Here is a 24414-nt window from a genome sequence, read left to right on the forward strand (position 1 = left end):
ACCGATATGGTGGCTGTGCATGTCGTTATCCCAAAACCGCTTCACACTTTTGGGCGACATGCACCGATATGGCGGCTGTGCATGTCGTTATCCCAAAACCGCTTCACACTTTTGGGCGACATGCATCATATACGACCAAGCGACTTCAACTCGTGCAGCACAGCGGCATCCCGGGCCGAAACATCGGGGAATTCCGCGTCGCTGCCGACATCGGCGGTATAGCGCCATGAGCGCGCGCACTTGACCAGGCCCCGGTCCTCGGCCTTCTCGACCACGACGGCGACGCCCTTGACATCGTCCAGCGTGAAGGCGCCAGAAGGCGCGTTGCCATGCGCAATGACCAGATCGCTGGTGATCGCCATTTCGGCCATGTCGACATCTGATATCGCCGCTTCGAGCGCCGCATCGTCGAGCGTGACGACCGGCACCGCTTCCAGCGACGAGCCGATGACCTTCTGGGCGCGTGCGATCTCCAGCGCGCCGGTGACGACGCGGCGAACCTGCCGCACCTTGCGCCATTTTTCCGCCAGAGCCTCGTTCTTCCAGTCGGCCGGGATTTGCGGAAACTGGTCGAGATGCACCGAGACGGCGTCCGGATGACGGTCGAGCCAGGCCTCCTCCATGGTGAAGGGCAGCATCGGCGCCAGCCATTTCACCAGGCAGTCGAAGAGATGGCGCACCACCTGCACGGAGGCCTTGCGCTTCACGCTGGACGGGGCCTCGCAGTAGAGCGCGTCCTTGCGGATGTCGAAATAGAAGGCCGACAGCTCGACCACCATGAAATCGAGCAGCATGCGGGTGATGCGCTTGAACTCGAAAGCGTCGTAGCCCGCGCGCACGACTTCATCGAGTTCGGAGAGCCGATGCAGCATCAGCCGCTCCAGCTCCGGCATCTTGTCCAGCGGCACATCCTCGCCATTGTCATGAGCAAGCGTGCCCAGCATCCAGCGGATGGTGTTGCGCAGCTTGCGATAGGCGTCGATGTTGGTCTGCAGCACGTTCTTGCCGAGCCGCTGGTCTTCCCAGTAATCGGTCGTCACCACCCATAGCCGCAGGATATCGGCGCCCGACTGCTTGATGACGTCCTGCGGCACGACAGTGTTGCCGAGCGACTTCGACATTTTCCGTCCTTCCTCGTCCATGGTGAAGCCATGGGTGACGACGGTGTCGTAAGGCGCCCTGCCCCTGGTGCCGCAGCTTTCGAGCAGCGAGGAGTGGAACCAGCCGCGATGCTGATCGGACCCTTCGAGATAGACGTCGGCCGGCCATTTCAGGTCCGGACGATCCTCCAGGGTGAAGGCATGGGTCGAGCCCGAATCGAACCAGACGTCGAGGATGTCCATCACCTGCTGCCATTTCGAGGCATCGTGATTGCCAAGGAAACGCTCCTTGGCGCCGGCTGCAAACCAGGCGTCGGCGCCTTCCTTCTCGAAGGCGTCCATGATGCGCTGGCTGACCGCCTCGTCGCGCAGGACGTTGCCGTCGGCATCGGCGAAGACGGCGATCGGCACGCCCCAGGCGCGCTGGCGCGACAGCACCCAATCGGGACGCTCCTCGATCATGGCGCGGATGCGGTTCTGGCCGGCGGCGGGCACGAAGCGGGTGTCGTCGATCGCCTTCAAGGCACGGCTGCGCAGCGTCGTGCCGTCGCCCAGTTCCTTGTCCATATAGACGAACCATTGCGGCGTGTTGCGGAAGATGATCGGCTTCTTCGAGCGCCACGAATGCGGATAGGAATGCTTCAATCGCCCGCGCGCGAACAGCGCGTTGCGCTTGATCAGCTCGTCGATGACCGCCTGATTGGCATTGCCCTTCTTGCCGTTGTCGTCGATGACGCGCGCCGCTCCGCCCTCGCGGTCCGGACCAAAACCCGGCGCGTCCTTGGTGAAGAAGCCGGCATCGTCGACGGTGAACGGGATGGCGGTGTCGATGCCGCGCTCGCGAAGGTCCGACGCAGCATCCATCCAGGCGTCAAAGTCTTCGCGGCCATGGCCCGGCGCAGTGTGCACGAAGCCGGTGCCGGCTTCGTCGGTGACATGATCGCCAGCGAGCATCGGCACGGGAAATTCGTAACCGCCACCGAGACCCTTGAAGGGATGCGAAAGCGTAAGGCCTCCAAGCTCTTCTGCCGAAACGCTGCGGAGACGATCCATTGTCACTTTGGCCTTGGTCGCAGACTCTTCCGCCAACGCGTCGGCAAAGATCAGCTTTTCGCCCGGCTGCGGGCCGAAAGCGTTCTCAGCTACCGTGACCTCGTAGAGGCCATAGTTGATGCGTGGCGAAAAGTTGACGGCGCGGTTGCCGGGGATGGTCCACGGCGTGGTCGTCCAGATGACGACACTTGCATCATAAGTGGAAGCACCTTCAGAGATAACGGCGAGGCCGTGATTTTCGCCGCTTTCATCTCCTGTCATATCCACGAAGATGTCACGGTCATTGTGAACGACCGGAAACTTCGCCCAGATCGTGTCGCTCTCGTAGTCCTGGTACTCGACCTCGGCCTCGGCCAATGCGGTGCGCTCGACCACGCTCCACATCACCGGCTTGGAGCCGCGATAGAGCTGGCCCGACGTGGCGAATTTCAACAATTCGCCGGCGATGCGCGCCTCGGCATGGAACGCCATGGTCGTATAGGGATTGTCGAAATCGCCGACGACGCCGAGCCGCTGGAATTCTGCGCCCTGCACCTTGATCCAGTGCGCGGCGAACTCGCGGCATTCCTTGCGGAACTCGTTGACCGGCACCTCGTCCTTGTTCTTGCCCTTGGCGCGGTACTGCTCCTCGATCTTCCATTCGATCGGCAGGCCGTGGCAATCCCAGCCGGGCACATAGTTCGAGTCATAGCCGCGCATCTGGAACGAGCGGGTGATGACGTCCTTGAGGATCTTGTTCAGCGCGTGGCCGATGTGGATATTGCCGTTGGCGTAGGGCGGCCCGTCATGCAGCACGTATTTTTCGCGGCCGGCGGCGTTTTCGCGCAGCTTGCGGTAAAGGTCCATGTCCTGCCAGCGCTTGACCAGCAGCGGCTCCTTCTCGGGCAAGCCGGCGCGCATCGGGAAGTCCGTCTGCGGCAGATAAAGCGTCTTGGAATAGTCGATCGTTTCGACGGCGTCGGTCGTTGGGGTGTCGGTCATTGGTCTGCCATATGCATTGCCCGGCGGCAAAAGAGCCCGGGTGTTGAACTATCATGATCTGGAAAAAGCGCGAGAGGCCGCACGCAAGATTCCCGGCGGCTCCGGCGGCGGTCAGGCCGCCCGGAACACCGGGCTCGTAATTCGTATCGCAATCGCGAGAAGGCGCGAAAAGCTCGTCATGGCTGGGCTTTTAACCGAGACAGGCGACATTGAAAAGCCCGAACTCTCGGTGCCTTCCTTGCAGCTTGTGCCGTCACAATGCATCCGGATGCATCCGGCCAATAGGCGATTGCCGGAACAAAGCACTCACATCGAGAAATCAAACCGGTAGGTCGTCGACACGCCGATCGTGAACTGGTTGCGGTCGCCGCGCTCCTTGACCAGGCTGGAATCGGCCGCCGGAGCCATCAGGCGCGAATATTCGCCGAACAGGCTGGCCGTCATCGGCTCGGTCACCTTCCAGGTCACCGCGCCACCAAGGCCCGCCGATCTCACCCCGCCGCCCGGATGGTATTCGCTGAGGCCCGAAGCCACGGCTTCCTCGGCATTGACGCCGTAATAGGCGTCGAAATAGTCCGATGAGGCGAACGAAACGCGCGGCCCGCCCGAAATCCTGACCTCCGGCGTCACATCATAAAAGGCGTCGGCGGCGATGTCGGCGACAAAGCCGCTATGGGCGCGAATGCCGTGCCGCAATTCGGCGCGAGCGCGCAACCAGTCAAAAGGATAGAATTCGAAGAAGCCGCCGGCCTCGCCGCCCCAGCGCACCGGGTCGAGGCCCTTCGGCTCGTCGGCGTCGCCGCCATCGCGCGAAAACAGGATCTTTCCGGTCAGGCCGGCGCGCAGGCCGCCATCGTCGATCAGCGCCAGCGAGATGTTGTCGTTGCGTGAGGTGAAGCGGGCCGCGGGACCCGCCTTGCCGAGCGAGATGATCGGCGAGGCGCTGAGCAGGTATTTCTTGCTGCCCTCGAAATCCGGCGCGACCATGCCGGTGGCGCCGACCGTCAGATACCAGTCGCCGGACAGCCAGCCCAAGGCGCCCTCGCCTGCTTCGGCGGCACCGGGCGCGCCAAGCATGAAGGTGGCCAAGACCAGCTGAAACACCCTGACAGAACGCATCGTCACTCCATACGCACGGAACACCGGCAGGAACAACCGGCCTGGCCAAGAGCCATGGCGCCGGTTCAGTAAACTTTGATTTAAATTCGAAACGCTTCCTCGCTTTTTTGGCATGCGTCTGGCGCACGCTGCTCGCTGGACGGGCAAGGCCTTCGGCGCTACCCTCCAATTGGCAAGATGCCAGGCAACTTCGATGGAGATGGCGGCAATGACCCTGCAAGGCGATGTTTTAAAGGATGCGATTGGGCAGACACAGGCGAAATGGGGGTGGTTCGTCGGGCTCGGCGTGCTGCTGTTGATCCTCGGCGGCATCGCCTTCGGCAATCTGTTCATTGCCACGGTCGCCTCGGTCTACGTCGTCGGCTGGCTGATGCTGATGGCCGGTGTCATCGAGATCATGCATGCCTTCGGTGTGAAGACATGGAGCCGGTTCTTCTATTGGCTGCTCAGCGGTCTTCTCTATGCAGTCGCCGGGTTCTTCGCCTTCTATAATCCGCTGCTGGCCTCGGCGGTGCTGACCTTCCTGCTGGCGGTCGCCCTTCTCGCTTCAGGCGTGCTCAGGGCCTGGGTCGGGTACAAGCACAGACCGGCCAAGGGTTGGGGCTGGCTCGTTGCGGCGGGTGTCATCAGCGCGCTGGCAGGCCTGGTCATCGCCATGGGCTGGCCAGTCAACAGCGTATGGGTGCTGGGACTGTTTCTCGCTATCGACCTGATCTTCCAGGGCTGGGCCTTCATTGCCGTCGGCCTGGCGCTGAAGAAATAGGTTCTTGTTTTAGCATGATCTTGTCCGAAAACCGGTTCCCACTTTTTGGGATCATGCTTTAGAAAGCAATGGCCGCGTCGAGCTCGGAAAGCGGGCTGACGCCGGCCAGCAGCGCCCTCGCCTCCGCTTCGTCGCGTTTCATCTGCGCGACCAGCGCGTCGAGCCCGTCGAACTTCACCTCGGCGCGCAGGAAGCCGAAGAAGGATACCGCGCATATCTCACCGTAGAGGTCGCCGTAAAAATCGAAAACGAAGGTTTCCAGAAGCGGCGTGCCGTTGTCGTCGACGGTCGGGCGGCGGCCGAAGCTGGCAACGCCGTCATGAAGCGTGCCGTCGGCGCGACGGAAGCGGACGGCATAAATCCCTTCCTTCAGAGTGGCTTCCGGCGAAAGCCTCATATTGGCGGTTGGAAAGCCCAGCGTCCGGCCAAGCCGTTGGCCGCCGATCACCTCGCTCTCGACCGTGAAGCGATAACCGAGCAGGCCGGCGGCCTCGGCCACCTCGCCCTCGCCGAGCTGCGCGCGAATGCGGCTCGACGACACCACCTCGGCGCCCTCGTCGCGAAACGCGTCGACCAGCGTGACACCGAAGCCGTGGCGTTCGCCGGCCGCCATCAGATAGGCCGGGCCGCCCTGCCTGTCCTTGCCGAAGTGGAAGTCGAAGCCGGTCACGGCGTGAACGATGCCGAGATTCCTGTCCAGCACGTCGGTCACGAACGCTTCCGCCGACAGCGCGGCGAAGTCGCGCGTGAACGGCTGTTCGACGAGTGCGGCAAAGCCTAGATACGACAGCAGTCGTGCCTTCATCGGCGGCGGCGTCAGCACGAACAGCGGTATATCAGGTCGGAACACCTTTCTCGGATGCGGCTCGAAGGTCAGCACCAGAGCCGGCACGTCGCGCTGGCGGGCCTCGGCAAGCGCGCGCTCGAGCACGGCCTGATGGCCGCGGTGAACGCCGTCGAAATTGCCGATCGCCACCACGCCGCCGCGCAAATGGGCCGGCAGCGGCGAGATTGCAGAAACGCGTTCGAAGGCTTGCGTCATTTCGAGGCTTCCGTCATCGAGCGACCCTACCGCAGTCTCGGAATGACCGCGACCGGCCGGCAGCCGTGCTTTTCCAGAAAGGCAATTAGCCTGGCCGGATCCGGTTGTAGCGGATCGCCATAGTCGCGGGCATGGATGCCGCCCGATACGTAGAGCACGTCGAAGCCGTTGTCGGCAGCACCTTTGATGTCGGTCATCATGCCATCGCCGATGGCCAGCACGTCCGAGCGCTCGATCGGGCCGCCGAGCAGTTCGGCGATCTCTTTCATCGCGACGTCATAGACGGGGGCATAAGGTTTTCCGGCGATCAGCGTGCGCCCGCCGAGCTGGGCATAGTCGCGGGCCAAGGCCCCCGCGCACCATATCATCCGCTCGCCGCGCTCGACCACGATGTCGGGATTGGCGCAGATGAACGGCAGGTTCCTGGCGCGCAACCGCCGCAGAAGTTCGGCGTAGTCTTCCGGCTTCTCCACCTCGTCGTCGAACAACCCGGTGCAGACCACGCCGGACGCCTCGAACTCCTCGACGAGCTCGACATCAAGACCGTCATAGAGCGTGAGATCGCGATCACCGCCGATGTGGAAGATTTTTCGCGGCCCCTCGATGATCAGGTCGCGGGTCACGTCGCCGGACGTGACGACGCGGTCATAGGCGCTTGGGGGAACACCGATCGCATTCATCTGCGCCACCACGTCGGTGCTTCGCCGCGGCGAATTGGTGATCAGCACGACAGGTATTTTCGCCTCGCGCGCAGTGGCCAGCGCCAGAGCCGCGGCCGGAAAATGCCGTTCGCCATTGTGAACCACGCCCCAGACATCGCACAGGATGGCCGAATAGGCTCCCGACAAATCTGCGAGCGAGCCGATGATGTCGGGTGAATCCGCCATACTATTTTTCCCAAGTCATGATCGGCCGCTACCGACGGTCCGTGCGGCAGGCCCGCATTAACCGAAGCGCTTGATCCTGTCACCAGCTTTCGCAACGTTCAGGATTGCCTGGCGATGATCAAGGCAGGCGCACAAAGCATAAAAGCCGCCTCTTTCCAGAGGTTTAGCCCATTGCGGAGTCTTCCCCGGGGTCCAATCGTGGGCAGCACTGCCGCCATCTGCGGCATGGTTAACGAGCTTTAAAAAACTGTGCCGATCTTGGACATATTTTAGCAATCTGAAATTTAACTATTGGTGGCATCGTTCGCCGACAAAGGGTTCTGGCGGGGTTCTGAAGGCAATGTTCCGTAAATTCGGTAGGGACCGGCGTGGCAACTATACGCTCATGACGGCCATCACGATTGTGCCGCTCATGGGGGGCTTGGCGCTCAGCGTCGATTACTCGGAACTGCTCCGCCAGAAGCACGGTACGTTGAACGCCCTTGACGCCGCCGGCCTCGCCACCGCTCAGCACATCGTCGCCGGCGCAAGCGACGCCGACACCGTGGCCTTTGCCAAGACCTTCTTCGAAGCCAATCTTGGTCCCGTCGATCCGGCGAATACGTCGCTTACCGTCACCCTGCCCAACAACAATGCGGGTGGCGGCACGTTGAAGCTCTGCAGCGCCCTGACGTATACGCCTTATTTCCTGCCGGCTGCCGCCATGCTGACGGGTGGGAGCGGTACAGCCTTCACGGCTTGCTCGGAAATCCGCCTCAAGAACACGCTGGAAGTAGCCCTTGTGCTCGACAATTCCGGCTCGATGAACAACCTCGGTTCCGGCACCGGCGTGAAGCGAATAGACCTGCTGAAGACTGCCGCCAAGCAGCTTGTCGACACGCTGGCGCTGCAGGCACAGCAGATGAAGCAGGTCAGCAAACCGGTGCAGTTCTCCCTCGTGCCGTTCGCTGCTTCGGTCAATGTCGGCCCCACCCATGACCAAGAAGGCTGGATGGATCAGGACGGCATCTCCCCGATCCAGCACGAGGATTTCGATTGGACGACGATGACCCCCGCCAACAATCCGGACAAATACGCCGAGAAGCTCAACGGCGTCTGGTACAAGCGCGGCACCGGCTGGGGCGACACCCAGGATCAACCACTGACCCGCTTCAGCCTTTACGCCGACATCACGGTCGAGTCCGGCCGCGAAGAAGTGCCTAACACGAAACAGTACATCTGCGACACCTATAACAAAAAAGGCAACTGCAGCAGCGGCCATTGGACCACCCCGGAATACATCTACACCACCAGCCGCTATGCGAGCTGGCAGGGTTGCGTGGAGGCGAGGCCGTACCCGTATAATAACGACGACACGACGCCGACCACCGCCGCGCCTGCCACGCTGTTCGTGCCGATGTTTGCGCCGGACGAAGCTGGCACCCTCTGGCTCGATTTCGACCGAGACGGTGTCAACGACGCGACCTACCTGTCCTATAGCTACGGCAACAACTGGTGGGCCGACTGGCCGTATTACAGCGATAGCCCAACCGCTTCGCAGCGGCAGTCGGACATGCGCAAATATTTCCTGGTGAAGCCTTACGGTTCGAAGTCGGCTGCCGCGGGCGACGGCCCGAATGCGTCCTGCACGACCAACCCGGTCACGACGCTCAAAGACGTAAGCCAGCTTGCCCAGAAAGAGGAGATCAACGACGCCATCGACGCCATGGCACCGAACGGCAACACCAACGTGCCGGAAGGCCTTGCCTGGGGCTGGCGGACGGTGTCGAGCAACGAACCTTTCACGGAAGGCCGACCGAACGCCGAAAAGGGCAACGACAAAGTGGTCATCGTGCTGACCGACGGCGCCAACACCTACAGCGCCGTCAGCGACAGCGACTATGCCAATAACAGGTCGACCTATGCCGCTTACGGCTACACCGGCCTCACATATCCAGGGTCGGGAAGCGTGACGCGCCTGTTCATGAACACAAGCACCGACATCGGCAAGACGACCTTTACTGGCGGCAACTACACGGCCGCGCTGGACGAGCAGATGCAGACCCTTTGCGCCAATGCAAAGAATTCGAACGTTCTCGTCATGACCGTTGCGCTCGACCTGTCGACCACCGACGCCGGCGACAAGAAAGCGCTCGACGCCCTGAAGGCATGCTCCTCGGACTCGCGCTTCCGCAAGGATCCCACCGATCCGACCAAGCCGGCCAAGCTGTTCTGGAACGCGACCGGGGCGACGCTGTCGGACAATTTCAAGGAAATCGCCAACGAATTGTCGAACCTGCGCATCGTCGGCTGAGGTTACGGTACTGGCGACTTAAGGGAGGCTGGCGGGACAGCGCCCCCCTCTGGCCTGCCGGCCATCTCCCCCACGAGGGGGAGATTGGTAGCTTCATCGACCGCGCCCTCTTTCACCGGAGATTGGCGAAGCCGAGGGCGACATCCGATCTCCCCCAAGCGGGAGAGATGTCCGGCAGGACAGAGGGGGCGAAGGATCGCTGACCTAACCGTTCTTCCGGCTGACAGTGGGGCTGGCGCAAAGGCTATCGCCGCCTTGCCCTTGCGGCGGTCGAACGGACATGGTGAGTGTCCCCACCGCCACCGGAGATGCGCCCGTGCCCGACGCTGCCAACCATCTCGCCTTCGCGCTGGTCTGCCTTGGCATGGTGCTGACGCCTGGCCCGAACATGATCTATTTGATCTCGCGGTCGCTGTCACAGGGACCGAAGGCCGGCCTGATTTCGCTCGGTGGCGTGGCGCTCGGCTTTGTCTTCTACGTGTTGTCGGCGGCATTCGGCATCACCGCGCTGCTGCTTGCCGTGCCATACGCCTATGATGTGCTGCGCTTTGCCGGCGCGCTGTACCTCTTGTGGCTTGCCTGGCAAGCAGTGAGGCCAGGCGGACGCTCGCCGTTCCAGGTTCGGGAACTGCCGAAGGACAGGCCGCGCAAACTATTCGCCATGGGCCTGATGACCAATCTGCTCAACCCGAAGGTGGCGGTGCTTTATCTGTCGCTGCTGCCGCAGTTCATCAGCCCCGGTAAGGGCCACGTGCTGTCGCAGCTTCTGGTGCTCGGCACCACCCAGATCGCGATAAGCCTCACCGTCAACGCGATCATCGCGGTCACCGCCGGCTCGATCGCCGTCTTCCTCGCCGGCCGGCCGCTGTGGCTGGTGATCCAGCGCTGGATGATGGGCACGGTGCTGACCGCGCTGGCCCTGAAGATGGCGACCGACGCGCAGCGTTAACCGGAGCATCGGACCCAAAAGCATGCCCTCGGGCCTGACCCGAGGGTGGGTACCGGTTTTGGGAAAATCCGATGCTCAAACAAAAAGATAGAGCGGCGGCACCGCTGCGCTTGCTTACATCGGCCGCCGGTCCTGCTGCACCCGCTCCGGCTCGACCACCCTGCGATAGAGATGCCACGTCGCATGGCCAAGCACGGGCATGACGACGGCGAGTCCGGCAAACAGCGGGATCGAGCCGATGACCAGCAGCACGGCGACTATCAAGCCCCACAGCGCCATCTGCAGCGGGTTAGCCATCACCGCCCGTGCCGAGGTCTCGATTGCCGAGACAGCGCCGACATCGCGGTCAAGCAGCAGCGGAAAGGCGATGACGGTCGTCGCCAGCACGATCACGGCGAAAACGAACCCAGCCGCATTGCCGAGCAGGATCAGCGTCCAGCCTTTGGTCGTCGTCAGCACCTCGCGCACAAAGCCGCCGATCGAGGCGGGCGGCTGATTGCCAAACAGGCTGGTGTAGATCGATTGCGCGGTGAACAGCCAGAGCAGGAACAGTGCCACCAGCATGACGCCGATGACCGCGATCGCGGGCAGCGCCGGCGAGTGACGCACATCGAGCGCGTGCCACCAGGACGTGTCCATGCCGAGTTCGCGGCGGCGGCTGATCTCGTAGAGCCCGATCGCGGCGAAGGGTCCAAGCAGGGCGAAGCCGGACATCAGCGGGTAGAGGAGCTGGATGGCATAGGACCCGGATGTCGTCCACTGCGCCAGGATCAATCCGACCACCGGATAGATCAGGCACAGGAACACGTAATGCGATGGCTTGGCCCAGAAATCCTCGACGCCGAGCCGCAGCACATCCATCAGGTCCGCCGTCGTGATGCGGCGCACCGTGGGCTGCACGTGCATTCCACGTGCGTCCGACATGACATGAAAGCTGGCCATGACCATTCTCCCGTGTGTCGGGGCGGTCACCGCCAGGATGGCCGCCCGTAGCTGCCACTTCTCGTACAAGCACTATGATAGTCGATTTAGGGGTGATTGTCGCCAAGTCGACGGTCGCGATGGTAAATCCGGCTAGAGCGGGATGCATTTGGGTTGAACGGGGCATCCCGCTTTATCTGTGTTTCAGCCGCATTTGTGCGACGCCAAGTGTAACCACTTGGCTGCAAAATGCTCTAGAGATTTCCGACGCCGCCATCGACGAGCAGTTCCGTGCCGACGACGAAGCTCGACTCATCCGAGGCCAGAAACACCGCCGCCTTGGCGAGCTCCCAGGGTTTGCCCATCCGGCCGATCGGCACCAGCGCGCGTATCCGATCGCCCAGCGCCTTCCCTTCCGCTTCGGGCAGACCCAGCTTGCCCAGGGCCGGCGTCTCGGTCGGGCCGGGGCTGAGGCCATTGACGCGAATACCGCGCTCGATCATCTCCCCCGAGAGGGTGCGCGCCAATGACAGGAGGCCCGCCTTGCTGGCGGCGTAGGCGCTGCTCTGGGGCAGGCCGATATGGGCACTGACCGAACCGCACAGGATGATCGACGACGGGTTGGAAAACATCGGCAACAGGGCCTGGATCAGAAAGAATGGCCCCTTCAGATTGGTCTGCATCAGACGGTCGTAGACCGCCTCGTCCCAATCCTGCAGCGGCTGGTGCATCACATCGCCGGCGTTGATGTTGAGTATATCGAGCCGAGGCCAGCGCTGCGCAAGCTCGGCGGCAAGCGCACGCTGATCGGCGAGATTGCCGGCATCATTCCTGATCACCTGCGCCGATCCGCCCAGCTCGCGCTGCGCAGCGTCGAGCCCGGACGGGTTTCTGCCAGTGATTGCCACCGTAGCGCCCTCGGCCAGAAACTGGCGCGCGGTTTCGAGACCGATGCCGCTGGTTGCCCCGGTGATGAGGGCATATTTGCCTTTTAAGCGACCCATGATTTGCCTTCCCAATGAGATGAGAACGGCATTGTCGGCACGATAGTATGCTTTGTATAGTAGGCACCGAATGGGTACTAAAGGAAATAATTTCATGGCGCAGGCAAAGGCCATCGAGGTCCCGTCAGTCGAAGGCGGAAATGACGCGACCGATCGTTGCCCGATGATCGATTTCGTCAATCTGGTTTCGGGAAAATGGGCCATTCCCATTCTTTATCGCCTGATCGTCACCGGTTGTCCGATCCGCTTCGGCGAGCTGCAGCGGGCCGTCGCGCCGATTACGCAAAAGGAGCTCACGCGGCAGCTGCGCCTGTTCGAACATCGGGGTCTGGTCTATCGGAGGGTTTATGCCGAGATGCCGCCGCGCGTGGAGTACGAGATAACGCCACTGGGTAGAACCTTGCGTGGCACGCTGGATTCGCTTGCCGACTGGATGCGTGTCAACGCATCCCACCTGATCACCTGACCGATCGTGGACGGATTGTTTGCCCTGCCCGACCAAAGCCACGGCGGTCACCGCGCGGCGCCACACTTTGGCGCCGCGCGGTGAGATGCGTGACAAAAGCTAGGCAGCGAAGCGATCGATCACCTCGGCCAGCGGGACATGGCCGAGGCAGGCGCCCGAACCAGCGGGGTTTTCGCCGTCCTCGATAGCCTGTGCGTAGCGCACGGACGGATCGGCTTCGATCCTGCCGCGCAAGGCGGCCAGCTTGGGATAGGCTGCGCCGTCAACCGCCTTGTGGAACTCCGCCCAGCGCGCCACGCCAATCAGCGTGGTATCCGCCAGCGTCAGGTGATCACCGACCAGAAAGTCGGTGTCGACGATCATCGCCTCAAGCTGGTCATGGCGGTTGGTAACGGCCCTGCGGCCAAAGTCGCGCAAGGTCGCCAGCAGGACAGGCTCGGCCGATTCCATTTCATATGCGGCCCAGAGTGGGGTGAAAGCGGCGGTGAAGCCGGTGTTCACGAAAGCCATCAGCTGATGCATCCGGTCGGCTTCCGGCGAGCGAGGGTCGAAGCTGATACGACGTTGCGTGTCGCGGGCTTCGAGCCAAGCGGCAATCGCCATGGTCTCGGTGAGCACCTTGCCTTGGTCCGTGATCAACACCGGCGTTTCCTGACGGCCGTTGATGCTGGCATAGGCGTCGTTCTTCATTTCAGCGAGCATGTCGACGCGGCACAGGCGGTAGGGCTGTCCGACGCGTTCAAAAGCAGCGACAAGCCCCATCGAACTTCCCGCCGGGATGCCGTAAAGGAGGATAGGTTCCATTTCTTTGTCTCTTCCATGATTTAGGGATCACGCTGCGCAGCGAAACTTGACCCTAAACGCTGGTCGCCCCATGTAAATTACGCACTATTCTGTAACCAGGTCCCCGCCATGAAAGATGTCGTCTCACGCTGCCCGATCGAAGAAACCATGCGTGTGCTCAGCGGTCGCTGGCCCACTTTGCTGCTTTACTATCTGAAAGACGGGACCAAGCGCTTCAGCGATCTGAGGCGGGACAACCCGACCGTATCGCACCGCATTCTGGCGCTGGAACTGCGCAAGCTGGAAGAGGCCGGGATCGTGCGGCGAACGGCGCATGCCGGCTATCCGCTACGCGTGGACTACGACCTCACGGCGCCCGGCCTGAAGCTTGTGCCGCTCATCGACGCCCTGGGCGACTGGTGGGAAGATACCGAGGACGAACGGGCCGGCCGGGTCTTATCGACGGCGGAAGCTAGGCTCGTGAAGGCGGCGTAGTGGTGAAAATCTGACGCTTGATAGCCTGAGGCTGGGCAACCGCTTTGGGTAGGATCTGCCGGCCGGGTCGGATACCGGAATGCGCAGGCAGCGCCAGAAGCGCGGGTAGCGCCAGAAGCCGTCATTGCCGAACTGTGCCGTCACGACACTTTGCTCACCGTCACCGGCGTGTATCGCCTTCAACCCTCAGGAGTTTCGTGGCCGCATGACGCGCATCCGCATCCAGGTCGATCTTGCTGCGTGACTTCAGATCGAATCGTACCGTAATGGTCAACGAGCGCGCATGCAGTACTTCGTCCAGCGTACCACGCATTTCATGCAGATAAGTCAGCGACGACCTCCCGACCTTTTCGACAACGGTGCGGACGGTGATCAGCGTTCCCGCCGCGGTTTCATGCGTGTAGTCGATCTCCATCCTGACGTCCGCCCAGCCGAGTGACGGCGTCAGACGGGGATCGGCAATCCTGCCGAGCAGCTGGAAACTAGCGTCGTCGAACATGGCGACGTAGTGACGGACGTTGAGGTGGCCCATCGCGTCGCACATCCAAGGATGCACCACGCCGACATAGGTTTCGATGCCGGGGGCCGTCAAAACCCGACCTCGTTTGCGCCCTTGAGATCCAGCAGCTGACGGGCTTCGTCCGGCGTTGCGATTTCAAGCGACAATTCGTTGAGGATCCGCTTTATCTTGGCAACCTGCTCGGCATTGCTCCTGGCGAGCGTGCCCTTGCCGACATAAAGGCTGTCTTCCAAACCGACGCGCACATTGCCGCCCATGATCGCGCCCATCGTGCAGAGGCTCATCTGGTGCTTGCCTGCGGCAAGGATCGACCAGAGATAGTCGTCTCCGAACAGTCGCTCCGCCGTCCTGCGCATGTGCATCATGTCTTCTGGGTCGGCGCCGATTCCGCCCAGAAGTCCGAAGATCGTCTGAACGAAAAGCGGCGGTTTCAGCAGCTTCCGGTCGAGAAAGTGCGCAAGCGTGTAGAGGTGACTGACATCATAGCACTCGAACTCGAACTTCGTGCCATAGGCTTGGCCGACCTCGACGATGATGCGCTCGATCTGCTCGAACGTGTTGGAGACGATGCCCTTCTTCGTATCTTCCAGGTAGCCCTTCTCCCAGTCGTACTTCCATTCGGTATATTTCGGCGCGATGTGGTGCAGGGCGAAATTCATCGATCCCATGTTGAGCGAGCAGAGTTCCGGCTTCGAAGCGTGAGCGGCCTCAAGGCGCTCTTCAAGGGTCATCTTCAGCCCGCCGCCGGTGGAGATGTTCATCACGGCGTCGGTCTGCTGCTTGATGCGCGGCAGGAAGTCCATGAAGAGCTTGGGATCGGGCGTCGGTTTGCCCGTCTCGGGGTCGCGGGCATGCAGATGGATCACCGAGGCGCCGGCTTCGGCGGCGCCGACGGCCGCATCGACGATCTCGGACGGCGTTATCGGCAGATACGGGCTCATCGTCGGCGTGTGGATCGAGCCGGTGATCGCACAGGTGATGACGACTTTCGGCGATTTCTTCATGGTTGGAGTCTCCCTTGTCTGCCTTTTGTTGTTATCTATCGAGCGCGAGGCAATCCTCGCGACCACAGCCCAACCGAACCGCCTCGCCCGCATTGAGTTCGAGCTGAGACGACGATGCGGCAAGCTTGACAATGAATTTCAGGCCGCTCGCCGTCACAGCGACGAGCCGGATGTGATCGCCGACATAGACGGATTGGACGACGGTCGCCGCAATCACGTTGACGGCGGTGGCGCCATCCTGCAACATGGACATGCGCTCCGGCCTGATCGACAGCGTCACCCTGGCGCCCGCGGAGAGCGTCGCGCCGTAGGACATGGCGTTCAACACCACATCGCTGTCATCGAGATGGACGGCCACGCCACCATTTTCACCGCCGGTAAGCACGGTGCCGGACATGCGGTTGCTCTCGCCGATGAAGCTTGCGACAAAGCTGGCCGCCGGACGCTCATACAGTTCGCGCGGCGTCGAAAGTTGCTCGATGCGGCCGGCGCTGAACACCGCGATCCGGTCCGACATGGTGAGCGCTTCGGTCTGGTCGTGTGTCACATAAACGAAAGTGACGCCCAGCCGGGCATGGATGTCCTTGATCTCGAACTGCATCTGCTCGCGCAGCTGCTTGTCGAGGGCGCCGAGCGGTTCGTCCATCAAGACAAGGTTTGGCTCGAAAATCAAAGCGCGGGCAACGGCGACGCGCTGTTGCTGTCCACCCGAAAGCTGCGCCGGACGCCGATTGCCGAATTCGGGCAGCTGAACCATGTCCAGAACGTTCCTGACGCGTCGCGTGACCTGCTCGCGGCCGAGCTTGCGGACTTCGAGCGGGAAAGCCAGGTTTTCGGCGACTGTCATGTGCGGGAACAGCGCGTAGTTCTGGAATACCATGCCGATGCCGCGACGATTGGCAGGAACATTGTCGATGCGCTGCCCATCGATGAGGATTTCGCCCTCGGTCGTATCCTCGAACCCCGCCAGCATCATCAACGCGGTCGTCTTGCCAGACCCGGAAGGCCCTAGCAGCGTCAGGAATTCGCCGCGCATGATTTCGAGGTCGAGCTGGCGCACCGCCTGGACCGTCTGCCCGTAGCGCTTGCTGACGCCGCGAAACTCGACATGAACCGGGCCACGCTGAGATTCGTCCATCACCGTGCCTGCGCCTTCGGCTCACGACGGGCCGATGTCCGGCGCATGCGGGCAGGCTGAGCCTCAGCCGCTGCCGCGGCGCGAAGAATGATGTCGGCAGCTTCGCGCAGATCGGCTACCAAGGCTTTACGCGCAGCTGCGCCATCGGCGCGGCGCAAGGCGGCGAGCATGTCGTCGTGATGGTCCAGGCCCAGTCCATAGGTCACGTCCGAGCGGACGATGTTCAGGAACGGTCCTGCCTGCAGCCACAATTTCTCGATGATCTGCTGGACGACAGGCGATCGCGCGGCGTGGTACATGGTGAAATGGAAGCGCCTGTTCAAGCCGAGATAGTCAGCCATGACGTTCCTCTCGACGCAGTCGCGCATTAGGCTGTTCAGCTTCGCCAATTCATCAAGCTCGTTGGGCGTGATGGTCGTCGCCGCCCACTCGGCCGCCGTGCCCTCGACGCTGCAGCGCACACGCACCAGATCCGAGATACGTGCCACCGTGGCCTCAGGGACGATGACGCCCCGGTTTGGGTGGTCGAACATCGCCTCGTCGCTGACGAGTTGCCGCAAGGCCTCGCGCACCGGCATAGCGCTGGTCCGGTATTGCTCGGCGAGCCGACGCACGACCAGCCTTTGGCCGGGCAGGAAATCGCCGTTCATTAGCGCTTCCTTCAAGCCCGCATGTACACGAACATGAGCGGTCTTTTGCGCGGCGGAGCCCACGTCGATGTTCTTGCGATCGAGCATCAGTTGGTCCGGCGCGGCAGTACTTTGAGGTTGCTCGACAGGAAATCGTCGAAGGCGGCGGTAAAGCCGGCGAGTTCGGCGTCTCCGAATGGTAGCGACAGCGCCAGCATGCCGCGCGGGGTCACGTAGTATCCGCGCAACAACATCTCGACATGCCACAGGGCAATCACCGATGGATCGGCGTTGTCGAGCGGCGCCGGCGTCTCAACGGGCCCCTTGACGAAATGCAGGTTCATCAACGACCCGCGCCCAATGACGACACCTTCGACGCCTTGCCTTTCAAGTGAGACGTTCATCGCTTCACGCAACCTGTCGCCGCGCGCGTTGATCGCGCGGCTCGCCTCTTGCGTCAGCACCTGCGTCAAGCCGGTGTAGCCAGCAGCCATGCTCAGAATGTTGTTGTTGAAAGTCCCGCCATGCGAGAACGCACCAGGCGAGGCCGGATCGAAGCGATCGATGAGGTCGGCGCGCCCGCCGAAGGCGCCAAAACTGGCACCGCCGCCGATATATTTTCCGAGCGTCACGAAATCGGGAAAAACTCCGTGCGCGCCATGGAGCGCGCGATAGTCGAGCCGCGAGGTCATCACCTCGTCGAAAATCAGCAGCGCGCCAGTTTCTTTCGTCGCCGCACGCAGCGCCTCCAGGAACTCACGCGTCGCCGGGATGCAGCCGCCGCCGCCCAACATCGGCTCGACGATGACGGCGGCAAGGTCGCTGCCCTGCTCCCTGACAAGCGCCGCGGCACCGGCAATGTCGTTATAGTCGGCGAAAATGAAGGGGAACGGCAGATTGAGCGGCGAGCCGCCATGCGCAAAGGTCAATACGCCGCCATGATAGCCCTCGCGGAAGGCGAGTATGTTCGAGCGTTGCGTGATGGCGCGGGCCGCCGAAATCGCCATGACGTTGGCTTCAGTGCCGGAATTGCAGAAGCGCACGCGCTCGATGGCGGGAAAACGGTCGACCACGGCCGCTGCAAGGCGCGCCTCGTAGCGGTTGGGCGCACCAAGCAGGATGCCGCCCTGGATAACGTCCACAAGAGCTGCAGAAATCGCCTTGTCGGAGTGGCCGTAGAAGCCGGCGCTGTATTCCGAAACCAGGTCGACATAGGTATGGCCGTCGAAATCCGTGACCCTGCAGCCTTCGCCGGAAACAAACGAGACGGGAAATGGCGGATACCAGAGCACAGCCCTCGTATTGCCGCCCGGCAAGGATGCCGCAGCCTCATTCTGACGCGCCAGGCTGTTCGGGTTGGCATCCGCAAAACGCTGTCGCGCCTCGTCTAGAACGGCTGCGAGGCTGACATTGGAGCGCACGTCTCTATTGCCTTGCAGCATTCGATCAAATCCTGATAAATTTTCAACTATCTCGGACCTTATCGCAAATTCCTGTTGCTAATCAATCCATTTTGCGTTTGAAATTTGATCAAATCCACAACCATAAGAAAGGGGAACTGCTATGAGGACTTATCTGCAAATCGTATCTGCCGCCGCGATCTGCTTCGCGACCTCAACTTTTGCCGCGTCCGCGGCCGATCCCGTCACAGTGGTCGGCTGGGGTGGTACATGGGACAAGGCCTACAAGGACGGGGTCTGGGACAAGTACACCGAGCAGACCGGAACTCCGATCATCATGGAAGAATGGGGCGGCGAAGTCGCCAAGGTTCGCGCCCAGGTGCAGGCGGGCAACATCACCTATGACGTCGTCTCGGTCGAAGCGCCCGCCATGGAAGTCGGCTGCGCCGAAGGCCTGTTCGTTCCGCTGACGCCGGAAATCACAGGCGACGCGGCCAATTATCTGCCGGGCACCCTGCACGAATGCGGCGTCGCGTCCGACACATGGGCAACGATCCTCGCCTACAACACGGATGTCTACAAGGGCGACGCCGCGCCGAAGAGTTGGGCGGATTTCTGGAACGTCGAGAAATTTCCGGGAAAGCGCGGCCTCTACCAGCAGGCGCAGTTCACGCTTGAAAATGCGCTAATGGCCGACGGCGTGAAGCGCGAGGACATGTACAAGGTGCTAGGCACGCCGGAAGGCGTCGACCGGGCTTTCGCCATGCTCGACAAGATCAAGCCGCACGCCGTCTGGTGGTCCACCACAACGCAGGGCATCCAGAACCTCGACAGCGGCGAAGTGGCTCTCAGCGATGGGTTCAATGCGCGCATCACCAACGAAGTCATCAACGAGAAGAAGCCCTACGCGATCGCATGGGACGCCGGCTTCTTCTACGGCACCGACTACTGGGCCGTGGTGAAGGGCGCGCCGCACCAGCAGGGCGGGCTGGATCTCCTCAAGTGGTTTTCCATCCCGGAAAATCAGGCCGGCTTCTCGAAGCTCTATGCCTATGGCACCGGCCGCAAGGAAGCCGCCGATCTCATTCCCGCGGATTGGAAAGCCAACCTGCCGACGTCGCCGGAGCACCTGCAGCACGGGGCATCCTATGACAACGACTTCTGGACCGAGCACAAGGAAGCGCTGGAAGAACGCTTCAAGGCCTGGCTCGCGAAGTAAGCCAAGCATGCTGGTCGGGACAAAGCCGGCTATGAAGCGGCGCCAACGGGACGGCATGCTCGCCCTGTTGACGGCTCCGCTTGTTCTGTTCGTCGTCATTCTGTTTCTGTGGCCCGTGGCGCGCTTCCTCGCTCTGGCCGTGGACAACTCGGATTTCTCGAACAACCTGCCGCGCACAATTGCCGCTCTGGCCGACTGGAAAGCGGAGAGCGGCCTGCCTGACGAACCTGTCTTTGCAGCACTCGTCGAGGACCTCGCCGACGCGCGGCGCGCCGGGAAGGAAGGCGTCCTTGCGCAACTCGTCAACCAGCGCGTCGTCGGCAGCCGTTTCCTCGTCATCAAGACGGCAAAGGATGCGGCCGACGGCAAGCTCGACATGCGCCCCGTGCGCGACGAGGTGCTCTCCAAACAGGTTGGCTGGAAAAATGTCGATCTCTGGAAGGTCATAGCGCGTCAGCAAAGCGCGCGAACGGACTATTATCTGCTTGCGAGCCTCGACCTGAAGCGAGGGGCAGACAATACGATCGAGGCCGTTTCTGACGACCGCGCCATCTTCGTCGACGCGCTGCTGCGCACGATCTGGATCAGCATCGTGGTGACCGTCATCTGCGCGGTGCTCGCCGTGCCGCTGGCGCAAGCGATCGTCAGCGCGCCGCAAGTCTGGTCGAAGCTGATGTTCGCGCTGATCCTGTTTCCGCTCTGGACATCGCTGCTGGTGCGTACCGTCATCTGGATCATCGTACTGCAGAAGAACGGCCCCGTGAATTCCACGCTGCTCGCACTGGGCATCGTCAGCGAACCCCTCGACCTCATCTACACCCGCTTTTCGCTCTACCTGGCGATGGTTCAGGTTCTGCTGCCCATGATGGTCCTCTCGGTCGTAGCCGTCATGCGGCGGGTCCCGACCACCTACATGCGCGCGGCGCTGTCGCTGGGCGCGCCGTGGCTCACGGCATGGCGCCGCGTCCAGTTGCCGTTGATCCTGCCCGGAATCCTGTCCGGCGGGGCGATCGTTTTTGTCTTCGCGCTCGGCTACTACATTACCCCGACGCTTGTCGGCGGGCCGACCGACCAGATGATCTCCAGCTACATCGCTTTCTACACAAACAACACTCTGAACTGGGGCATGGGCGCGGCGCTTTCGCTGCAACTGCTGATGATCCTCGTGCTGTTCGCGTTCCTCTTCTGGACGGCGTCCGCCCTCTTCCGCCGCAAGGCGCATGTCGCATGAGCGCCGATCGCTTCCGGAAATGGCTGATGTATGCCTATGCGGCGACGTTGCTGGCGTTCATCATCCTGCCACTGCTGATCGTGGTCCCTATGTCGCTGACATCAAGCAATTCGCTGGCGTTTCCGACGCCGGGCTGGTCGCTGCGCTGGTATGCCGAACTGTGGGTCGACCAGCGGTGGCCGAACGCGCTGTGGAACTCGGTCGTCATTGGGCTATCCACCACGGTCCTGGCCTCGCTGCTCGGCATACCGGCGGCGATCGGGCTCGCCTGGAGCGATTTTGCCGGCAAGCGCATCATCTACGCGATCATCGCCGCGCCCTTGGTGACACCGGTCGTCATCGTCGGCGTCGCTGCCTTCTCATTCTTCGCCACACTCGGACTCGTTGGCAACAAGCTATCGATCATTCTGGTGCATACGGCGATGGCCGTGCCTGTGATGCTGACGACCGTCGTCGCCAGCCTTTCGACCTTCGACCGGACGCTGCTTCGCGCTGCGGCATCGCTCGGCGCCGGCACCATGCGCACCTTCTTCAAGGTGGTGCTGCCGCTGATAGCGCCGGGCGTCATTACGGGGGCCATCATCGCCTTCATCATCTCTTTCGACGAAGTCGTCGTCGCAAGCTTCCTCTCGACGGGCGCGGAGCGAACCTTGCCTCGCATGATCTTCTCCGGCGTTCGCGAGTCCATCAGTCCTGCCATTGCGGCCGTTGCCGTGCTGCTGATCGCTTTCTCAGCGGTCCTGCTTGGTGTCATTGCCATGCTGCAGAGCCGCTCACAAACTCTCCGCGCAAAGGTCTCGGCATGAAACTCGTTCCGTCGGTGCAGCAACTCGAGACCGAGATGACGGCGTGGCGGCGGCATCTGCATGCTAATCCCGAACTCGGCTTCGAGGAGTTCGAGACGGCGTGTTTCGTGGCGGACAAACTGCGGTCGTGGGGCATCGAGACGACCGAAGGCGTCGGCCGGACAGGCGTCGTCGGCACGCTCCGGGGCAGGCTCGGCACCGGTCGCAGCCTTGGCATCCGCGCCGACATGGACGCCCTGCCGATGACCGAGGCCCGGCCGCTGCCGCATGCGTCCCGCATTCCCGGAAAGATGCATGGCTGCGGCCATGACGGTCACACGACGATGCTGCTCGGCGCAGCCTCGGCGCTTGCCCGCTCGCCTGACTTCGCCGGCACGGTGCATTTCATCTTTCAGCCGGCCGAGGAGGGCCGAGGTGGGGCGGTCGCCATGCTGAACGAAGGCCTTTTCGAGCGTTTCCCCTGCGACGAAGTCTACGCGCTGCACAATTCCGAACGGCCGCTCGGCGAGATCGCCGTCCACCGCGGGACGGTGGCCGCGGCGGCCGATCGCTTCGAGATCGTCGTGCACGGAAGGGGCAGCCATGCGGCGATGCCGCATCTTGCGATCAATCCACTTCCCAGCGCCGCGCGCATCCTGCTGGCGATAGAAGCTCTGCCCGGCCGCCTGACCGATGTGCACTCTCCGGCAATCGTCACCGTTAGCAGCCTGCGCGCCGGCGAAGCCTTCAACACCATCCCCGACACTGCGTTTCTGACCGGCACCGTGCGCACCTTCGACCATAAGGTTCAAATGACGCTGGAGACGGCAATCCGCCGCATCGCGAAAAACGAGGCCGAAGCTTTTGGCGCTAGCGTCGACATCCGCTACGAGTCGCCCTTCGCGCCGACGATCAACACTCCGGCGCAAGCCGATGCGATGATCGCGATTGCCAGCGAGGTGATGGGACCGGAACGTCTCGTCGTCGATCCGCCTCCCGAGATGGGCTCGGAAGATTTCTGCTACATGCTGCAGCAGCGGCCCGGCTGCTATTTCCTGCTCGGCCAGGCCGACGATTCGCACCAGGCCGCCGCGCACGACACCAATTACGATTTCAACGACGCGATCCTGCCGATCGGCGCGAGCCTTTGGGTCAGGCTGGTGGAGCGCCGCCTGTCCGCGGGAGGCGCATCGTGATGCAGCTGCCGGAAAAGGACATCGGCTGGCGCAGCCACTGGCTGCGGCAGGCGCTGGCGGAGGACCCGGACCTTGCGCCTCCGCTCGAAGAGGCGACGCAGGCCGACATCTGCATCGTCGGCGGCGGCTATCTCGGACTGTGGACCGCCATTCGCCTCAAGGAGCACAATCCGGGCTTCGACATTGTCATTATTGAGCGCGACATTTGTGGTGGTGGCCCGAGCGGCCGCAATTCCGGCATGGTGCTTTCGGCATGGACGAAATACAGCGCGCTTGCAGCCCTGCGCGGCGGAAACGATGCGCTTTCGATCATCAAAGCATCCGAAGCCGCAATTGGCGGCATAGAGGCTTTTTGCAAGGCCGAAGGAATCGACGGCTGGTTCGATCGTATCGGCTGGATCTGGGGCGCGACGTGCCAAGCCCAGCTTGGTGCCTGGGACGACGCGTTGAACAAGCTGGTAGCGCATGGCTACGTGCCGGCGCGGCGCGTTTCGCGCGACGAGATCGCGGCGATGACCGGCACGACGAGCCACCTCGGCGGCGCGTTCGATGCTTCGTCGGCAACCGTGCATCCGGGATTCCTGGTGCGCGGCCTGCGCCGGGCAGCGCTAAAACGCGGCGTGCGCATCTATGAAAAGTCGCCGATGACGCGGTTTTTACGAGGCGGCAAACTCAAGGTGGAAACGGCGAAAGGCACTGTGTCCTGCGGCAAGATCGTGCTTGCCCTGAATGCGTGGTCTGGCGCCATTCCGGAACTGGCCCCGGCAATCTTCAACATCTCCAGCGACGACGCCATGTCGAAACCCATTCCAGACCTTCTCGAAAAGGTCGGCTACCGCCGCGCGCCGCTGATGATCGACTCCCGCGTCTTCGTTGGTGGTTGGTCGCCGACGCGCGATGGCCGGCTATCCGTCGGCGTCAGTGGCGGCTTCATCGGCCTCGGCGGCATCGTCGACCAGCGTTTTCATGGTTTGTCGCCAAGGGTCGCCGACATGCGCCGCGCGTTGCGGGACGGTCACCCGGCGCTCGCCGAGTTTCCGCTCGAGACATCGTGGAACGGCCCGATCGATCGGACCGTCAGCGGCGTGCCGCTGTTCGGCGCCCTGCCCGCCAACCGCGACATCGTCTACGGCTACGGCTTTTCCGGCAACGGCACGACGATGGCCTATCTCGGCGGCAAGATCCTGACCTGCCTGTTGACCGGCGGCGAATCCGAACTCACCCATTCAGCGCTCGTGCGCCCGGTGACGCGAGGCTTCCCACCCGAACCATTCCGTTTCGTCGGCGCGCATTTCGTCCGTGGCGCGGTGCGGCGGCGCGACGATCTTGAACATGCCGGCCGCAAGCCGGACCTCGTGACCAGATGGCTCGCGGGACTGGCCCCGTCCGGCGTCACCCCTTCGAAAGCCAACCTCCGCGCAAGGAAAGGATGAACG

Annotated in this window: 23 protein-coding genes; 11 read left to right on the top strand and 12 right to left on the bottom strand. The window is 62.4% G+C overall.

The genetic code is table 11. From position 1 onward, the window contains the following. Positions 1 to 125: 125 nt before the first annotated feature. Complete coding sequence (gene ileS / locus EJ075_RS31770; RefSeq protein WP_126107025.1) at positions 126 to 3134, bottom strand: isoleucine--tRNA ligase; 3009 nt, start codon at positions 3132 to 3134, stop codon at positions 126 to 128. Between the two features lie 43 nt (positions 3135 to 3177). Between ileS and EJ075_RS31775 the strand changes: the two genes are divergently transcribed. Next, complete coding sequence (locus EJ075_RS31775; protein WP_126107026.1) at positions 3178 to 3465, top strand: hypothetical protein; 288 nt, start codon at positions 3178 to 3180, stop codon at positions 3463 to 3465. Here the strand turns inward: EJ075_RS31775 and EJ075_RS31780 are convergent. Then, positions 3441 to 4253, bottom strand: coding sequence for a MipA/OmpV family protein (locus EJ075_RS31780; RefSeq protein ID WP_126107027.1), 813 nt, complete (start codon positions 4251 to 4253; stop codon positions 3441 to 3443). The two genes, EJ075_RS31775 and EJ075_RS31780, sit on opposite strands and share 25 nt — an antisense overlap. Positions 4254 to 4461: 208 nt before the next feature. Here EJ075_RS31780 and EJ075_RS31785 point away from each other — a divergent pair, with 208 nt between their 5' ends. Further along, positions 4462 to 5016 carry an HdeD family acid-resistance protein gene (locus EJ075_RS31785; protein ID WP_095485827.1) on the top strand — a complete coding sequence of 185 codons (555 nt, stop codon included), beginning with the start codon at positions 4462 to 4464 and terminating at the stop codon, positions 5014 to 5016. 58 nt (positions 5017 to 5074) lie between these two features. Here EJ075_RS31785 and EJ075_RS31790 read toward each other — a convergent pair whose 3' ends face one another. Continuing rightward, positions 5075 to 6058, bottom strand: a complete 984-nt coding sequence (locus EJ075_RS31790; RefSeq protein ID WP_095485625.1) for a bifunctional riboflavin kinase/FAD synthetase — start codon at positions 6056 to 6058, stop codon at positions 5075 to 5077. Positions 6059 to 6084: 26 nt separating this feature from the next. Next, the gene (locus tag EJ075_RS31795; RefSeq protein ID WP_126107028.1) at positions 6085 to 6945 is read right to left on the bottom strand and encodes a TIGR01459 family HAD-type hydrolase; all 861 of its coding nucleotides are present in this window, start codon (positions 6943 to 6945) and stop codon (positions 6085 to 6087) included. Between the two features lie 340 nt (positions 6946 to 7285). On the opposite strand from EJ075_RS31795, the gene EJ075_RS31800 reads away from it, so the two are divergent. Together EJ075_RS31800 and EJ075_RS31810 are read left to right on the top strand one after the other, a co-directional pair. Further along, positions 7286 to 9238, top strand: coding sequence for a pilus assembly protein (locus EJ075_RS31800; protein WP_095485623.1), 1953 nt, complete (start codon positions 7286 to 7288; stop codon positions 9236 to 9238). A gap of 316 nt (positions 9239 to 9554) precedes the next feature. Next, positions 9555 to 10187 carry a LysE family translocator gene (locus EJ075_RS31810; protein WP_126107029.1) on the top strand — a complete coding sequence of 211 codons (633 nt, stop codon included), beginning with the start codon at positions 9555 to 9557 and terminating at the stop codon, positions 10185 to 10187. A 114-nt stretch (positions 10188 to 10301) separates the two neighbouring features. Here EJ075_RS31810 and EJ075_RS31815 read toward each other — a convergent pair whose 3' ends face one another. Further along, positions 10302 to 11129: a DUF2189 domain-containing protein gene (locus tag EJ075_RS31815; RefSeq protein ID WP_126107030.1), complete on the bottom strand. Its 828-nt coding sequence runs from the start codon at positions 11127 to 11129 to the stop codon at positions 10302 to 10304. Positions 11130 to 11362: 233 nt separating this feature from the next. Then, positions 11363 to 12112 (bottom strand): SDR family oxidoreductase, encoded by a 750-nt coding sequence (locus tag EJ075_RS31820; protein WP_126107031.1) that lies wholly within the window; start codon positions 12110 to 12112, stop codon positions 11363 to 11365. Between the two features lie 94 nt (positions 12113 to 12206). Here EJ075_RS31820 and EJ075_RS31825 point away from each other — a divergent pair, with 94 nt between their 5' ends. After that, positions 12207 to 12578, top strand: a complete 372-nt coding sequence (locus tag EJ075_RS31825; RefSeq protein ID WP_126107032.1) for a helix-turn-helix domain-containing protein — start codon at positions 12207 to 12209, stop codon at positions 12576 to 12578. A gap of 99 nt (positions 12579 to 12677) precedes the next feature. Here EJ075_RS31825 and EJ075_RS31830 read toward each other — a convergent pair whose 3' ends face one another. Beyond that, the gene (locus EJ075_RS31830) at positions 12678 to 13382 is read right to left on the bottom strand and encodes a glutathione S-transferase family protein (protein WP_126107033.1); all 705 of its coding nucleotides are present in this window, start codon (positions 13380 to 13382) and stop codon (positions 12678 to 12680) included. A gap of 108 nt (positions 13383 to 13490) precedes the next feature. Here EJ075_RS31830 and EJ075_RS31835 point away from each other — a divergent pair, with 108 nt between their 5' ends. Continuing rightward, entirely contained in the window at positions 13491 to 13856 is a 366-nt protein-coding gene (locus EJ075_RS31835) for a helix-turn-helix domain-containing protein (protein WP_126107034.1), read from the top strand. Between the two features lie 160 nt (positions 13857 to 14016). Here the strand turns inward: EJ075_RS31835 and EJ075_RS31840 are convergent, their stop codons facing one another. Genes EJ075_RS31840 through EJ075_RS31860 form a run of 5 tightly spaced genes read right to left on the bottom strand, consistent with a single transcriptional unit; the run spans position 14017 to position 18589 of the window. Further along, positions 14017 to 14448: an acyl-CoA thioesterase gene (locus tag EJ075_RS31840; RefSeq protein ID WP_164547233.1), complete on the bottom strand. Its 432-nt coding sequence runs from the start codon at positions 14446 to 14448 to the stop codon at positions 14017 to 14019. Next, positions 14445 to 15380 (bottom strand): 3-keto-5-aminohexanoate cleavage protein, encoded by a 936-nt coding sequence (locus EJ075_RS31845; RefSeq protein ID WP_126107035.1) that lies wholly within the window; start codon positions 15378 to 15380, stop codon positions 14445 to 14447. The genes EJ075_RS31840 and EJ075_RS31845 overlap by 4 nt, the downstream gene beginning before the upstream one ends. A 31-nt stretch (positions 15381 to 15411) precedes the next feature. After that, entirely contained in the window at positions 15412 to 16518 is a 1107-nt protein-coding gene (locus EJ075_RS31850; RefSeq protein ID WP_126107036.1) for an ABC transporter ATP-binding protein, read from the bottom strand. Further along, positions 16518 to 17255, bottom strand: coding sequence for a GntR family transcriptional regulator (locus EJ075_RS31855; protein WP_126107037.1), 738 nt, complete (start codon positions 17253 to 17255; stop codon positions 16518 to 16520). The genes EJ075_RS31850 and EJ075_RS31855 overlap by 1 nt, the downstream gene beginning before the upstream one ends. Further along, positions 17255 to 18589 carry an aminotransferase class III-fold pyridoxal phosphate-dependent enzyme gene (locus EJ075_RS31860; RefSeq protein WP_126107038.1) on the bottom strand — a complete coding sequence of 445 codons (1335 nt, stop codon included), beginning with the start codon at positions 18587 to 18589 and terminating at the stop codon, positions 17255 to 17257. Before EJ075_RS31860 ends, EJ075_RS31855 begins: the two co-directional genes overlap by 1 nt. A 121-nt stretch (positions 18590 to 18710) precedes the next feature. Here EJ075_RS31860 and EJ075_RS31865 point away from each other — a divergent pair, with 121 nt between their 5' ends. Genes EJ075_RS31865 through EJ075_RS31885 form a run of 5 tightly spaced genes read left to right on the top strand, consistent with a single transcriptional unit; the run spans position 18711 to position 24411 of the window. Continuing rightward, positions 18711 to 19766: an ABC transporter substrate-binding protein gene (locus EJ075_RS31865; RefSeq protein WP_126107039.1), complete on the top strand. Its 1056-nt coding sequence runs from the start codon at positions 18711 to 18713 to the stop codon at positions 19764 to 19766. A 31-nt stretch (positions 19767 to 19797) separates the two neighbouring features. Then, positions 19798 to 20997, top strand: a complete 1200-nt coding sequence (locus EJ075_RS31870; protein ID WP_164547234.1) for an ABC transporter permease — start codon at positions 19798 to 19800, stop codon at positions 20995 to 20997. After that, the gene (locus EJ075_RS31875; protein ID WP_126107041.1) at positions 20994 to 21803 is read left to right on the top strand and encodes an ABC transporter permease; all 810 of its coding nucleotides are present in this window, start codon (positions 20994 to 20996) and stop codon (positions 21801 to 21803) included. Before EJ075_RS31870 ends, EJ075_RS31875 begins: the two co-directional genes overlap by 4 nt. Beyond that, positions 21800 to 22978 carry a M20 aminoacylase family protein gene (locus EJ075_RS31880; protein WP_126107042.1) on the top strand — a complete coding sequence of 393 codons (1179 nt, stop codon included), beginning with the start codon at positions 21800 to 21802 and terminating at the stop codon, positions 22976 to 22978. The genes EJ075_RS31875 and EJ075_RS31880 overlap by 4 nt, the downstream gene beginning before the upstream one ends. Beyond that, complete coding sequence (locus tag EJ075_RS31885) at positions 22978 to 24411, top strand: FAD-binding oxidoreductase (RefSeq protein WP_245458247.1); 1434 nt, start codon at positions 22978 to 22980, stop codon at positions 24409 to 24411. The genes EJ075_RS31880 and EJ075_RS31885 overlap by 1 nt, the downstream gene beginning before the upstream one ends. Positions 24412 to 24414: the final 3 nt, after the last annotated feature.

It is taken from the genome of Mesorhizobium sp. M6A.T.Cr.TU.016.01.1.1, from assembly GCF_003952585.1.
GTDB classification, from domain to species: Bacteria; Pseudomonadota; Alphaproteobacteria; order Rhizobiales; family Rhizobiaceae; genus Mesorhizobium; species Mesorhizobium mediterraneum.

Coding starts and splice junctions, on each gene's coding strand:
- ileS (WP_126107025.1), bottom strand. CDS start 3,134: ATGACCGACACCCCAACGACCGACGCCGTCGAAACGATCGACTATTCC.
- EJ075_RS31780 (WP_126107027.1), bottom strand. CDS start 4,253: ATGCGTTCTGTCAGGGTGTTTCAGCTGGTCTTGGCCACCTTCATGCTT.
- EJ075_RS31785 (WP_095485827.1), top strand. CDS start 4,462: ATGACCCTGCAAGGCGATGTTTTAAAGGATGCGATTGGGCAGACACAG.
- EJ075_RS31790 (WP_095485625.1), bottom strand. CDS start 6,058: ATGACGCAAGCCTTCGAACGCGTTTCTGCAATCTCGCCGCTGCCGGCC.
- EJ075_RS31795 (WP_126107028.1), bottom strand. CDS start 6,945: ATGGCGGATTCACCCGACATCATCGGCTCGCTCGCAGATTTGTCGGGA.
- EJ075_RS31800 (WP_095485623.1), top strand. CDS start 7,286: ATGTTCCGTAAATTCGGTAGGGACCGGCGTGGCAACTATACGCTCATG.
- EJ075_RS31815 (WP_126107030.1), bottom strand. CDS start 11,129: ATGGCCAGCTTTCATGTCATGTCGGACGCACGTGGAATGCACGTGCAG.
- EJ075_RS31820 (WP_126107031.1), bottom strand. CDS start 12,112: ATGGGTCGCTTAAAAGGCAAATATGCCCTCATCACCGGGGCAACCAGC.
- EJ075_RS31825 (WP_126107032.1), top strand. CDS start 12,207: ATGGCGCAGGCAAAGGCCATCGAGGTCCCGTCAGTCGAAGGCGGAAAT.
- EJ075_RS31830 (WP_126107033.1), bottom strand. CDS start 13,382: ATGGAACCTATCCTCCTTTACGGCATCCCGGCGGGAAGTTCGATGGGG.
- EJ075_RS31835 (WP_126107034.1), top strand. CDS start 13,491: ATGAAAGATGTCGTCTCACGCTGCCCGATCGAAGAAACCATGCGTGTG.
- EJ075_RS31845 (WP_126107035.1), bottom strand. CDS start 15,380: ATGAAGAAATCGCCGAAAGTCGTCATCACCTGTGCGATCACCGGCTCG.
- EJ075_RS31850 (WP_126107036.1), bottom strand. CDS start 16,518: ATGGACGAATCTCAGCGTGGCCCGGTTCATGTCGAGTTTCGCGGCGTC.
- EJ075_RS31855 (WP_126107037.1), bottom strand. CDS start 17,255: ATGCTCGATCGCAAGAACATCGACGTGGGCTCCGCCGCGCAAAAGACC.
- EJ075_RS31860 (WP_126107038.1), bottom strand. CDS start 18,589: ATGCTGCAAGGCAATAGAGACGTGCGCTCCAATGTCAGCCTCGCAGCC.
- EJ075_RS31865 (WP_126107039.1), top strand. CDS start 18,711: ATGAGGACTTATCTGCAAATCGTATCTGCCGCCGCGATCTGCTTCGCG.
- EJ075_RS31870 (WP_164547234.1), top strand. CDS start 19,798: ATGAAGCGGCGCCAACGGGACGGCATGCTCGCCCTGTTGACGGCTCCG.
- EJ075_RS31875 (WP_126107041.1), top strand. CDS start 20,994: ATGAGCGCCGATCGCTTCCGGAAATGGCTGATGTATGCCTATGCGGCG.
- EJ075_RS31880 (WP_126107042.1), top strand. CDS start 21,800: ATGAAACTCGTTCCGTCGGTGCAGCAACTCGAGACCGAGATGACGGCG.
- EJ075_RS31885 (WP_245458247.1), top strand. CDS start 22,978: ATGCAGCTGCCGGAAAAGGACATCGGCTGGCGCAGCCACTGGCTGCGG.